General features: G+C 30.1%; 9 protein-coding genes. 7 read left to right on the top strand and 2 right to left on the bottom strand.

Annotated features, from left to right (window positions below; genetic code table 11):
* Nucleotides 1-19 precede the first annotated feature (19 nt).
* The 4 genes from dnaB (at nucleotide 20) to bshA (ending at nucleotide 5366) form a co-directional block, all read left to right on the top strand.
* A complete protein-coding gene (gene dnaB, locus ACY2RX_RS02720; RefSeq protein ID WP_490102414.1) occupies nucleotides 20-1537 on the top strand; it encodes a replicative DNA helicase in 1518 nt (505 codons plus the stop codon).
* A gap of 230 nt (nucleotides 1538-1767) precedes the next feature.
* Nucleotides 1768-2952 carry an asparagine synthetase B gene (locus ACY2RX_RS02715; RefSeq protein WP_490102525.1) on the top strand — a complete coding sequence of 395 codons (1185 nt, stop codon included), beginning with the start codon at nucleotides 1768-1770 and terminating at the stop codon, nucleotides 2950-2952.
* A 193-nt stretch (nucleotides 2953-3145) separates the two neighbouring features.
* Nucleotides 3146-3991 carry a transketolase gene (locus tag ACY2RX_RS02710; RefSeq protein WP_490102413.1) on the top strand — a complete coding sequence of 282 codons (846 nt, stop codon included), beginning with the start codon at nucleotides 3146-3148 and terminating at the stop codon, nucleotides 3989-3991.
* A gap of 238 nt (nucleotides 3992-4229) precedes the next feature.
* Nucleotides 4230-5366: an N-acetyl-alpha-D-glucosaminyl L-malate synthase BshA gene (gene bshA, locus ACY2RX_RS02705; RefSeq protein WP_490102412.1), complete on the top strand. Its 1137-nt coding sequence runs from the start codon at nucleotides 4230-4232 to the stop codon at nucleotides 5364-5366.
* Nucleotides 5367-5530: 164 nt separating this feature from the next.
* On the opposite strand, the gene ACY2RX_RS02700 is transcribed toward bshA, so the two are convergent.
* Together ACY2RX_RS02700 and pdxR are read right to left on the bottom strand one after the other, a co-directional pair.
* On the bottom strand, nucleotides 5531-6166 hold the full coding sequence (locus ACY2RX_RS02700) for a DUF937 domain-containing protein (RefSeq protein WP_490102411.1): 636 nt from the start codon (nucleotides 6164-6166) through the stop codon (nucleotides 5531-5533).
* A gap of 84 nt (nucleotides 6167-6250) precedes the next feature.
* Nucleotides 6251-7711 carry a MocR-like pyridoxine biosynthesis transcription factor PdxR gene (gene pdxR, locus ACY2RX_RS02695; RefSeq protein ID WP_490102410.1) on the bottom strand — a complete coding sequence of 487 codons (1461 nt, stop codon included), beginning with the start codon at nucleotides 7709-7711 and terminating at the stop codon, nucleotides 6251-6253.
* Nucleotides 7712-8125: 414 nt separating this feature from the next.
* Here pdxR and ACY2RX_RS02690 point away from each other — a divergent pair, with 414 nt between their 5' ends.
* The 3 genes from ACY2RX_RS02690 to ACY2RX_RS02680 all read left to right on the top strand — a co-directional run bounded on the left by ACY2RX_RS02690 (nucleotide 8126) and on the right by ACY2RX_RS02680 (nucleotide 14112).
* The gene (locus ACY2RX_RS02690; RefSeq protein ID WP_490102409.1) at nucleotides 8126-9364 is read left to right on the top strand and encodes a M14 family metallopeptidase; all 1239 of its coding nucleotides are present in this window, start codon (nucleotides 8126-8128) and stop codon (nucleotides 9362-9364) included.
* A 69-nt stretch (nucleotides 9365-9433) separates the two neighbouring features.
* Nucleotides 9434-12472 carry a SusC/RagA family TonB-linked outer membrane protein gene (locus ACY2RX_RS02685; RefSeq protein WP_490102408.1) on the top strand — a complete coding sequence of 1013 codons (3039 nt, stop codon included), beginning with the start codon at nucleotides 9434-9436 and terminating at the stop codon, nucleotides 12470-12472.
* A gap of 11 nt (nucleotides 12473-12483) precedes the next feature.
* Nucleotides 12484-14112, top strand: a complete 1629-nt coding sequence (locus ACY2RX_RS02680; protein WP_490102407.1) for a SusD/RagB family nutrient-binding outer membrane lipoprotein — start codon at nucleotides 12484-12486, stop codon at nucleotides 14110-14112.
* Nucleotides 14113-14123: the final 11 nt, after the last annotated feature.

Below are 14123 nucleotides of genomic sequence, written 5' to 3'. Positions count from 1 at the left end.
AAAAATTACATTTGTGACAATGGAAAAAACAAATACGATAGCAGGAAAAAAAGTTGATAAATCAAGAATTATTAGCCTCGAAAAAGGTAAAATTCCACCACAGGCAGTAGAATTAGAAGAAGCTGTTTTAGGTGCAATGATGATTGATAAAAAAGGAATTGACGATGTAATTGATATTTTACATTCAGAAGCTTTTTACGATGTAAAGCATCAAGAAATATATGCTGCTATCTATGAATTATTTCAAAATTCACAACCCATAGACATATTAACCGTTTCTAATTTGTTAAAAAAGAACGAAAAATTAGAAATGATTGGTGGCGATTTTTTTCTAATTCGTTTAACGCAAAAAGTGGCATCTTCTGCCCATATTGAGTTTCACGCAAGAATCATACTTCAAAAATACATTCAACGTAAATTAATTACAATTTCTAGTGAAATTATAGAAAGTTCTTACGATGAAACTACAGATGTTTTCGACTTGTTAGATGATGCAGAGGCAAAGTTGTTTGAAGTTACGCAAGGGAACTTAAAAAAGAGTTCAGAAGACGCCGGATCGCTTGTAAAACAAGCTTTAAAAAAGATTCAAGAAATTGGAAATCAAGAAGGTATGTCTGGTTTGGCAACAGGTTTTACTAAATTAGATGCACTTACATCTGGCTGGCAACCCTCAGATTTAATTATTATTGCAGCACGTCCTGGTATGGGAAAAACTGCCTTTGTAATTTCGATGGCAAAAAATATGGCTATCGATTTTAATCATGCAGTAGCTGTATTTTCTTTAGAGATGTCTTCAGTACAGTTAATTACACGTATGATTTCTTCGGAAACAGGATTGACATCAGAAAAACTAAGAAAAGGAAATTTAGAAGCACATGAATGGGAGCAATTAAATGTAAAAGTTAAAAAGCTGTCAGATGCGCCAATTTTTATTGATGACACACCCTCACTTTCAATTTTCGATTTACGTGCAAAAGCACGAAGATTGGTATCTCAACACAATGTAAGAATTATTATAATTGATTATTTACAGTTGATGACAGCAGGAGGAAATGGAAAAGGTGGTGGAAATCGTGAGCAAGAAATTTCTACCATTTCTAGAAACTTAAAAGCCTTAGCCAAAGAATTGTCTGTACCTGTAATTGCACTTTCTCAATTATCGCGTGCAGTAGAAACACGTGGAGGAAGCAAAAGACCATTATTATCTGATTTACGTGAATCTGGTGCCATTGAGCAAGATGCAGATATTGTAAGTTTTATTTTTAGACCAGAATATTATGGAATGACAGAATGGGATGATGACGAGCATACGCCTTGTGAAGGACAAGGAGAATTTATTGTGGCAAAACACAGAAATGGTGGATTGGACAATATTCGTTTAAAATTTACAGGTCATTTAGCAAAATTCTCAGATTTAGAAGAAGGTTTTAGCTCTGAATTCCAGTCTTCTATGAATGCTAATTTCCCAGATGATGTTTTTCCTGACCAAAGAATTGAACCTAAAGATGCTTTTGGTGATGATGATGTTCCATTTTAAAAACAATAGATTATGAAAGAAGAAATAAATATTTACAATATTGAAGTTGAATTTACAGAAATTACATTCAATTCCGAAGTTTAAATCTTAAACAAAAATTAAAATTTTTAAAATGCACAATTGCTTCAAAGTAATTGTGTATTTTTATTTCTAATATGAAAAAACTTCTTATAGTATTATCATTTCTATTCCTCTCAACATCAACTTGGGCATCATTTATTTATGTGCCTATGAGTCATAACAATCAGAAAAATCATTTAAAAGCTTACGGAATTGTCTATTTTTCTTTAGAAGCAGGTTTAAAATCAAAATGGTTGTTAAATTATGATGGAGGTGCATTTCTCATAGAAAACAACAAAATTGTAGAAAACGAATGTAAAATTAGAGGGGTATCATATCAAGTAATTTCTGATGCTAAATCTCAATTGATTTTACAAGAAATCTCATCACCATCATCAAATCAAGAAGCAGTAACTTTAGAGAAAGCACCAAAAATTGCAGTGTATTCACCTAAAGACAAAATGCCTTGGGATGATGCTGTAACAATGGTTTTAACGTATGCAGAAATTCCTTTTGATGTTATTTATGATAAAGAAGTTTTAGAAGACAAGTTGCTTTTGTATGAATGGTTGCATTTGCATCATGAAGATTTTACGGGTCAGTATGGTCGATTTTATGGCGCATTTAGAACGGCACCTTGGTATATTAAAGGAAAAAAAAATGCAGAAAAACAAGCCAAAGAATTGGGTTTTACAAAAGTTTCTGAAGAAAAATTAGCTGTTGCCAAAAAAATTAGAGATTATGTAATTGGTGGCGGATTTATGTTTGCCATGTGTTCTGCCACAGATAGTTTTGATATTGCGCTTTCTGCAGAAGGAGTAGATATTGTAGAGGCAATGTTTGACGGAGATGCATCAGAATCTAATTATCAATCTAAAATAAATTATCATAAAACCTTTGCGTTTAAAGATTTTCAGTTAATTCGGAATCCAACAACATACGAGTTTTCTTCTATTGATATGACCAGTAAACGTAGAATACCAAAAACATCCGATTATTTTTCTTTGGTAGAATTTTCTGCAAAATGGGATCCTGTGCCAACAATGTTAACACAAAATCACACCATTTTAGTAAAAGGTTTTATGGGACAAACTACTTCTTTCGATAGAAATACCGTAAAAAGTAATGTGTTGGTTTTAGGAGAAAATAAAACCAATAGAGAAGCAAGATACATTCACGGCACCAAAGGCAAAGGAATGTTTACTTTTTATGGAGGTCATGATCCTGAAGATTATTCGCATAGAGTAGGAGATCCTAAAACGGAGCTAGATTTGCACCCAACATCACCAGGTTATCGTTTAATTTTAAACAATGTATTGTTTCCTGCAGCAAAGAAAAAGAAACAAAAAACGTGATTTAAATTTTGTCATTTCAAACGAAGATAAACGAAGTTGAGAAATCATTCTCTCCAATTTAGATTTCTCCACAAGGTCGAAATGACATTTAAGCTTAAATAAAGTGTTAATAATTATAAAATAAATAATTAATAATCATCAATCAAATTCAATCTCTTTTGTATTTTTGCCAACATTAAAACAAAATTATAAAATGCCAACAACACAACAATTACAAGATTTTACGCAACAAGTTCGTAGAGATATTTTACGAATGGTTCATAAAGTTAATTCGGGTCACCCAGGAGGTTCCTTGGGGTGTGCAGAGTTTTTTACTTGCTTGTATCAAAAAGTAATGGACTATGCTACAGATTTTACGATGGATGGTAAAAATGAAGATTTATTCTTTCTTTCTAACGGACATATTTCTCCTGTTTATTATAGTGTTTTGGCACATAGCGGATTTTTTCCTGTAGAAGAATTAGCAACTTTTAGATTGTTAGATACACGTTTGCAAGGACATCCAACCACCCATGAAGGTTTGCCAGGTGTTAGAATTGCTTCTGGTTCTTTAGGGCAAGGAATGTCTGTGGCTTTAGGTGCTGCACAAGCAAAAAAGTTAAATGGCGATGATAAATTAGTATATTCTTTACATGGTGATGGTGAATTGCAAGAGGGTCAGAACTGGGAAGCAATTATGTATGCATCAGCAAAAAAAGTTGATAATTTAATTGCAACTGTAGATTTAAATGGTAAACAAATTGATGGAGCTACAGATGATGTTTTATCAATGGGAAATATTAAAGAAAAATTTGAAGCTTTTGGTTGGGCGGTTTTAGAAGTAAAAAAAGGAAATGATATAGAAGCAATTTTAGCAGGTTTAGCCAAAGCAAAATCATTAACAGGTAAAGGAAAACCAGTTTGTATTTTATTATATACAGAAATGGGAAATGGAGTAGATTTTATGATGCACACACATGCTTGGCATGGAAAAGCACCTAATGACGAACAATTAGAAAATGCGCTAGCTCAAAACCCAGAAACTTTAGGAGATTATTAGTGTTGTTATTTAAAGATTAAAGGATTAAAAAATTTAAGAATAAAATGATTCTAATTCTTAAATTTTTTAATTTTTCAATAGAAAGAGTTTTTCAATTTAAATTGAAAAACTCTTTTTTTATGCTTTTATTTAGAATTAAAATGTAAGAATACTTTTATCTTTACAACTAATAAATTATTATCAAAGATTCAGTTTTTAATATTGAGTTTTTGATTTTTTCAATCTTTCAATATTAAATATGAGAATAGGAATTGTTTGTTATCCAACATTTGGAGGAAGTGGAGTAGTAGCTACAGAATTGGGTATGGCATTGGCAGATAAAGGGCATGAAGTACATTTTATCACTTACAATCAACCAGTTCGTTTAGATTTTATTTCGCATCATTTACATTTTCATCAAGTACTTTTAGAAGAATATCCGTTATTTCAGTATCAACCTTATGAGTTAGCGTTGTCTAGTAAAATGGTTGAAATAATTGAAAAACATAAACTAGAAGTTTTACATGTTCATTACGCAATTCCACACGCTTATGCTGCATTTATGGCTAAACAAATGCTAAAAGAAAAAGGGATTTCTGTAAAAGTTGTAACTACATTACATGGAACAGATATTACTTTGGTTGGTAGTCATCCAACATACAAAACAGCAGTAGAATTTAGCATTAATAATTCTGATGTGGTAACAGCTGTTTCTAACGATTTAAAAGAAACCACTAATAGACTTTTTAATATTAAAAAAGATATTCAGGTAATTTATAATTTTATTGATACAGAAAAGTATGATAAAGTTCATCAACAAAAATGTAATAGAATTGCAATAGCAAAGCCTTATGAACGTATTTTAACACATATTAGTAATTTTAGGCCCGTTAAAAGAGTTGAAGATGTAGTTAAAGTTTTTTATGAAGTACAAAAGGAAATTCCTTCAAAATTATTATTAATAGGCGAAGGACCAGAAAGAGTAAAAGTTGAAAATCTAGTAAATAAATTAAAAATTTCTGACGAGGTTCTTTTTTTAGGAAACAGTTCTGAAGTTTCTAAGATATTATGTTATTCTGATGTATTTTTATTACCATCGCAAACAGAAAGTTTTGGACTTGCAGCTTTAGAAGCTATGGCTGCTAAAACTGCTGTAATATCTACAAATACAGGTGGATTGCCAGAAGTAAATATTCATGGAGTTACTGGTTATTTAAGTGATTTAGGTGATGTTGATGATATGGCAAAAAATGCAATTTCTATTTTAAAAGATGATAAAATATTAGAAACTTTTAAGCAAAATGCAAGAGAGCATACTAAAAAGTTTTCGCTAGAAAATATTTTACCTGTATATGAAGATATCTATAAATCTTGTTATAAAAGTAAAATTCTTTAAACAAAAAGAGGCTGTCTGAAAAGTAAATTTCGCTGTCATTTCGACTGTAATGTAGAAATCTAATTAATTGATTATCAATAATAAAGATTCTTTGACAAACTCAGAATGATATAAATTTCAACTTTTCAGACAGCCTCTTTTTATTATTTAAACTACAAGAGTTTTTATTTTCCAAAAAGACCACCTAGCAAACCACCAAGTCCGCCAGATTTTTTATTACCGCCTAAAACCATACCAGCTACATCATCAATAACGCTTCCATCACCATCAGCATCTAATATTTTTTCTAAAAAACTTTGTTCGTTTTTAGTTTCATTACCACCCAATAAACCACCTAATAAACCAGATAAATCTCCTGAGTTACTAACGTTTTGTTGTTGTTTTTGTTTTCCTAAAATTCCCATTAAAATAGGTGCTGCTACTTTTAAAATATTGGCAACAGAGCCAGCATCTAAACCAGATTTTTGACCAATAACTTGCTCAACTCCTTGTTGTTTATTTCCTAAAATATGACCCAAAATTCCAGCTCCATCTTGTTTTACACTTTCATCAACTCCTCCACCAAATAAATCACCTAGGTTATCTAAAATACTTCCATCGTGTTTTTTTTCTAAAGCTCCCATTAATCCTTGTGCACCTTGTGGTGTAGAAGCATTACGTTCCATCGCTTTCATTAAAACGGGTAAAGCCATAGATAAAACACTGCTAGTTTTATTTGAGTCATTACCTGTTGAACCAGCAACACCAGATATTATTTGTTTACCTAAATCACTGTTTAATAAATCTAAAATTCCTGCCATTTTTATTTTTTAATAATTAATATATGTTTTCTAAAATTTATGACACAATATACAAATAAAGTCACATATAATATTTTTTCTTACTTAAATTGAAAGTAATGAGTTTATTACCTCTGTTTTTTCTTTCATCACTTTGTTATTTACAGAAGAATATCCCATAACTAAACCTTTTTCATTTACCTTATTAATATAATAATTGCTTAAAGGATAGGTAATAACATTATTTTTTAAAAGTTTTTTAGCTATGGATTTATCATCAATATTATTGTTTAATTTGCCAATAATATGAAGCCCAGTATTGTGTTTAGAAAAAGAAAACACCTCTTTGGTTTGATGTGTAAAAAGTTTTTTTCGTTCTTTAGATGTTTCTATTACATTTCTAATATGCTTATTTAATTGCCCACTTGTAATAAAATTGTTAAGTATATATTGGGTAGATACAGGTACAAATCTACTAGATTGTTCGTAAATCGATTTTATGGGTTTTATAAGATATTTTGGAACAATCATATAGCCAATTCTTAAAGATGGATATAATAGTTTATTAAAAGTTCCTTGATAAATTACTCTTTCTTCTTTATCTAAACTGTAAATTGATGGGGTAGGATTTTCCCAATTGCTAAACTCATAATCATAATCATCTTCTATAATTAAAGCGTTGTTTTTTGAAGCCCATTCTAATAATTCTAACCTTCTACTTTTACTCATTTTAATACCTAAAGGATATTGATTTGATGGCGTTGTGTAAATAAGTTTTGTTTTAGAACCTTCTTTTATGGAGTTAATTTTTATTCCATTATTATCTACATTACAAGGAATTACATTGGCTGAAAGACTTTTAAAAAGGTTATATGCTCTAGGAAAAGTAGGGTTTTCCATAATAACTTTATCATTTTTATTAATTAAAGAATTACCTATTAAATACAATGCGTGTAAAGAACCCGAAGCAATAATTATTTGAGAATAATCGCAATCTATATTTCTATATATTTTTAAATAATTTGAAATATTTATTCTTAAACTTTCTAAACCTTCAGAAGGTGCGTAAGATAAATTTGTTGGTGTAGCTTCTTTCCAGTATTTATTAGATAAATTTTTCCAAATTTTAATAGGAAAAATATCTAAAGGAGGTAAACCTGGTCTAAAAGCAACATTATTTTTTGTAAAATTATCTGTAGTTAAATAACGATATTTTTGAAATAGTTTTGCTTTTTTAGAGATTTTAGGGTATTTTTTAAGTGTAAGTTTTTTTTCCTTTTTTTCTGTTGCTTTTTGTTTATAAGAAACTAAATATCCTGATCCTTTTTTGGAAACTATAAACCTTTCAAAGGTTAATAAATCATATACTTTTATTATGGTGCTTCTAGAAACATTTAAATCTTTTGCTAATTTCCTAGTCGATGGTAATTTTGTGCTATAAGGTATTAAACCATTAATTATAGCGTTTTTAATTTTGTCAAAAATATTTTTATAAATAATATTTGTAGATGCGTTATTTTCATAATTATTTTTTTTTAAAAGATGAGATATAATGTTGTAAGTCAAAATTGGTTGGGTTATTTTTTTAAAATTGGTATACTAAGATAGTATTTTTTAGATTTAGTATATCATAATTTATTATAAAAAATGTTAATAAAGCTTTTTATCAGATAAAATACTCTGAGAAGAAACTGTAATACAACAAACCATAGTATTGCTTACATTTGGCAAAGCCACAAGAAGATTAAAAACAAAAAGTAGAAAGAAAATTGATAGGAATACTTACTGTTTTTAGTTGATTAAACTCCATGCTTTAGACGAATTACCAATAAAAAAAAGAAACTAAAACTATCTATTAAATGAACGATGTAGTTTTAAATTTTACAAATTGGTTTGTTTTAAATTACTTAATTGGTATGCTTTTTATAAAAGTATCTTTCATAGTTTTATTAAAATTTTAACAATACCACATACAATTTGATGAAAAAATTAACCTTTTTATTCATAATCCTGCTAAGTTTTGGTTGCTCTTCATTAAAAGAAGTAGATTTTAAAACTCCTATTGATACTACAAATAAAATTGTTCAAGTTCAAAAAAAAGTCATCTTTTCAATAAAAAAAATGGGTGTTTTTGCATCAAACAAATTTGATGGTGCAAGGTTAAATAATTTTGAAAAAGTAAATGATAGCACAGTAAAAGCATATATAAGACCAGAAAACACACCAATTAATAATAGTGCCTATTATTCATTTAAAATATGGTCTAGAGAATCAAAATCAATTTATATTCAATTTGAGTATCCAGAAGGTTTTAAACATAGGTATATACCAAAAATAAAACATTTTAATACAAGTTGGTTTCCATTAGATTCTAATAATATTTATAAAAATAATAAAAATGTTTCCATTAAATTAAATATTTCAAAAGACACAACTTGGGTTTCCGCACAAGAAATTGTAACCTCAAAAGATACAGAAAAATGGTACAAAAAAATTATTAAAAATAAACCTTTTATCCACTTAAAAAGTGTTGGTAAATCTAAATTAGGTAGAAATTTACCAGTTTTAGATATTTATAAAGGAGATAAGAATCAGAAACCTATAGTTGTGTTATTAACTAGACAACACCCACCTGAAGTTACTGGTTTTTTTGCTTTTCAAGAGTTTTTAAAAACTATTTTAGACGAAAATGATTTAACTACTAATTTCTTAAACAAATATAGAATTTTAGCATTTCCTATTGTAAATCCAGATGGGGTAGATTTAGGGCATTGGAGGCACAATGCAAATGGGGTAGATACCAATAGAGATTGGTCTAAATACCATCAACCAGAAATTAGGCAAATAGTAAAATTTATTACAAAAACTAGTAAAAAAGATAAAGGAAAAATAGTTTTAGGGCTTGATTTTCATTCCACCTATAAAGATGTTTTTTACACAAATAAAATTAGAAAAAGTACAACACTACCTAATTTTATAGACGATTGGTTTACAGCTATAGAAGCAAATATTCCTAAATATAAAGTAAATGAAGCAGTTGGTAACAGTACAAAACCTGTGTCAAAAGGTTGGTTTTTGTATGGTCAAAATGCAGTAGGTATTACTTACGAGATAGGAGATGCCACATCAAGAGATAAAATTAAATTGGTAGGAAAAGTTACTGCTGAAGAAATGATGAAAATATTAATAAGTACAAATTTAAATTCAATCAAATATTAACTAAAACAAACAAATATGATTAGAAAGCTATTTTTATGTGTTTGCGTTTTACTATTTTCAAGTAGTATAATGGCACAAAAAACAGTAACTGGTATTGTTAGTGATGCTACTGGCCCTTTGCCAAGTGTTTCTGTTCAAGAAAAAGGTACAAAAAACGGAGTAGAGACAGATTTTGATGGTAACTTTCGTATAAAAGTTAGCAGTAATCAAGCTGTTTTGGTATTTAGATATTTAGGATATAAACTAAAGGAAGTTTCAACATCTGGTTTAACAAAAATGAATGTTGTCCTAGAAGAAGATTCTGAGAGTTTAGAAGAAGTTGTTGTAACTGCGCAAGGTATTAAAAAGTCTAAAAAAGCGTTAGGGTATGCCATTACAAAATTAGATTCTAAAGAAATTGGCAAAAGACCAGAAGCAGATGTTGCCAGAGCTTTACAAGGTAAAATAGCTGGAGTTACTATTGGTGCAGCAAATGGGCAAACAGGTTCTTCATCACCAATAAGAATTAGAGGTAGTATTTCGCTTACAGGTTCTAACAGCCCGTTAATAGTGGTTAACAATGTGCCATTTAATGGTTTATTAAGAGACATCGATTCTAATGATATTGCATCTATGAGTGTACTTAAAGGTTTTAATGCCGCAGTTTTATACGGATCTGAAGGAAGAAATGGGGTAATTTTAATACAAACCAAAAGTGGAAATGCTGCATTAGGAAAAGCAAAAACAACGGCCACGTTTTCTACAACATCGTATGTAAATTCTGTTTCTCAATTGCCTGAGTTTCAAAATACATATGGGCAAGGTCAAGAAGGTAGTTATATACCTAACTTTTTATCGGTTTGGGGACCTTCATTCAGCAGTATAAATGAAGTAGCACATCCTTACGCAGGTTTATCAAATATTTTTCCAGAATATGCAGGAGAAATGGTGCCTTATGAAGCAAAACCTAATAATGTAAGAAATATTTTTAGAACAGGTATTGGTACTATACATTCGCTTTCTATCTCTACATCAAAAGAAAAAGTAGCATTTAATTTGTCTGCAGGTTATACAAGAGAAACAGGAATTATTGCCAATAACGATTTAAAGCGTTTTAATATTGGTATTGGCGGTAATGCGCAAATTACAGATAAATTTAATTTAGCAGCTACCCTTAATTTTTCGACAAGAAAAACTAACCGTATTCAATCTCAAGAGGTATTTAGACGTACCTTTTATTTACCAAGAAATATAGATTTAACAGAGTTACCATATCAAAATCCGTTAACAGGAGCATCTGTATATTATAGAAATGACACCAATCCTTTATGGGTGCTTAACAATTCTGGTGTAAGAGATGATGTTGCTCGTGTTTTTGGAACTGTAAATGCCAACTATCAATTTAATAATAATTTTGGTGTAAGTTATAGAGTGGGTTATGATAATGAGCAAAGAGACAATTTCGATTTCTCTAATAAAGGAGGATTTGGTGGTAGTAGAAGTATAGATAGAGCATTTCAAGACGGATATTTAAACTTAGATTACATTAAAGAAACAATTGTAGACCAAACAGTAATGTTTAATTACAATAAGAATTTAACAAAAGATATAACCCTTGAGGCTCAATTGGGTGCCAATTCAAAAATTACTAAAGGAAGACGTATTTCTTCTGATTCTCAAGGGCAATTTGATTATGGTTTTTTAAGACCAGATAATTTTAGTACCTCAGAATCTGATTATAGATCTTCTGATGAAAATATAGCGGGAGTTTTTGGGCAATTTCAATTTGCTTACAAAAACTATTTATATGCAACACTTTCTGGAAGAAATGATTGGAGTAGCACTGTAGAAAGAGATAATATTTCTTTATTTTATCCTGGAGCAGCTATTTCATTTATACCCACTTCAGCATTTGATTTTGGTAGCGATAGTTTTGTTAGATATTTAAAACTAAGAGGTGCTTATGCTACATCTTCAGGTTTTCCAGAGGCTTACAGAACAAGAGATGTGTTAATTATAGATGCAAATAGATTTGCTACTAGAGAAGGAGTTTTACCAGTAACCAACAGGTTTGGAACACGATTAGGAAATCCTGATTTAAAACCAGAATTACATAAAGAAATAGAGTTTGGTATCGAATCAAAACTATTTAAAAATAGAGTTACACTAGAAACTTCTGTTTATAGAAGAATTTCTGAGAATCAAATCGTAGAAGCGCCATTAGCTTTAGAGACTGGCTATAACATTCAAGTAATTAACTTAGGTAGAATAGATAATGAAGGTATAGAAATTGATTTAGGAATAGATGTTGTTAAAAACGATGATTTTAAATGGAATTTTAGAAATATTTTTACCGCAGATGAATCTTTAGTCGTAAAAACAACTCCAATTGGTTCGCCTATTAATTTAATTTCTGATAGATGGGCAGTAGAAGGACAGCCATTAAATGCTATTGTAGGAGATTATGCTTTAAGAGATGCTAATGGCAATTTATTAATTAGTGGTAATGGTTCTAGCTCAAAAGTAGGAGAAGTAATTACAAGTTCAGACATTGGTTTAGTGAATAAAGTAATTGGAGATCCAAATCCAGATTGGAGGTTAACCAATATCAATACTATAAGTTACAAAGGTTTTACCTTGTCTGCTCAATTAGAATATAGACACGGAGGCGATATATCTTCTCGCTCTGTAGAAGATATGTTAGAAAGAGGTGTAACTAGAGATACAGAAAATAGAGAAGGCTCTTTTGTGATTCCAGGTTTTTTAGCTGATGATGAGACTGGTAAACCCTTATTAGATGCCAGTGGAAACCAAATACCAAACACGATTCAATTAAACGGTTTAAGAACAGTATTTTCTAATTACTACAATGCCAATGATTTAAGTATGTGGGATGCATCCGTTTTTCGTGTAAGAGAAGTTTCTTTAAATTACTCTATCAAGAAAAAAGCAGGTCAAAAATTACCATTTAATACGCTAGATTTTACAATTAGTGGCAGAAACCTGTGGTACAAAGCCCCAAATTTTCCAGAATATATTAATTATGATCCCGAAAATGATAATGGTTTAGGTAGAAATACAGTACCATCTACCAAGAGAATTTCAATAGGTATTTCAGCAACATTTTAAAATTAAAGGAAATGAAAAAAATAATAAAATATATAAGTTTGATAATGTTTTTAATAACATTGTCAACGTGTGATACAACAGAGTTTGATTTCCAAAAAAATCCGAATTTTCTGATACCCAAAGATGCAAACCCAGAATCTTTGTTAAACGAAATGCAATATTTGTTTCAAGATTTTATGAGCGATATGATGATTAACACAGATGATATTATGCGTTATGAAACAATGACAGGTAGCTACGCAGATGTGGCAGATGTAAATGCTTTAAATACGGAATGGGAACGTTTTTATGAAGCATTAAATATTTCTAAAACAATTAGTAAGCTAGCCAAAGACAATGATAGATTAAAATATCATAATGCTATTAATAAACTATTAATGGGCTATTTAACAATTACATTGGTAGATTATGTTGGAGATATACCTTACGAACAGGCAGGGAATCCATTAGAATATTCAGATCCAAAGCCAGATTCTGCTGCAGAATTGTACAAAATGGTATTAGAAGATATTAATCAAGCAATTATAGATATAGATGCATCTACCATTGCTGTGGGATCTGACTTCTTTTACGGATCTGATAAAACAAAATGGAAAACTTTTGCCAACTCGTTTAAATTTAGAATATTAATGCAAGCTAGATTAGCAGCATCAGATATCGGAAAAACCAATATAAAAACAGAAATCAATAATTTATTAACTAAAGATTTAATAGACAACGCATCAGAAGATTTTGAATGGAAATATTCAGCAGTAAAAGATCCTGATAGCAGACATCCCTATTTTCGAAGAGGTTATATCAGTAGTTTTTCGCAATATATTGGTAACCAATTTATGTGGATGCTTAAAGATTCTAAATCTATGAGAGATCCAAGAATAAGATATTATTTGTATAGACAATCTAATATAGATCCTTTTTCTGGACCTCCATATTTAGCTTGTAAAGGCGATGCTGCTGTTGATTACTGTTATGTTGGAGACCAATACTGGGGCTTAGATCATGGAGAATCTAGAACAGGTAGAGGAGACAACTTATTTAGAACCGTTTATGGTTTATATCCTGCTGGAGGTACTTTTGACGAAAACCAATTTGTTGAAGCGCCAAGTACAAGTGCGCCAAATCAACCTTCAGGCACAAGCCCTAACATTGGTGGTGCAGGTATTTTACCTGTATTAACATCTTTTCATATTAAGTTTTTAAAAGCTGAAGCGGCATTAGAGCTTGGTACAAACGGAACACCTTTAACATTATTAGAAGAAGCCATAAGAGACTCAATGACAAAAGTTTTAGGTTTTTCTAATGTTACCTCTAGTTTAACAGCAAAAGATATAGATGTAGATAACTATATTACTATTGTTAAGAATAAATACAATGCTGCTGCAAGTAATAAAGAAAAACTAAATGTTATCTTAACAGAAGCTTACCTTGCCACTTTTGGTAACTCAATAGAGGCATATAATGCATACAGAAGAACAGGTTTACCATCAAACTTACAAATTACTATAGACAATGATAACCCAACATTTCCTAGAACATTTTTGTATTCAAGAATAGCAGTAGAAAGAAATTCTTCATTAAATCAGAAATCAATAAAAGACAAAGTTTTTTGGGATAAAAACCCAGATGGCTTTATCAAATAAAATATTAAAAT

The sequence above is a fragment of the Polaribacter sp. 2405UD43-2 genome, assembly GCF_058147125.1.
Note: the sequence above shows the minus strand (reverse complement) of the source record. Positions and strands in the feature narration are given on the sequence as shown.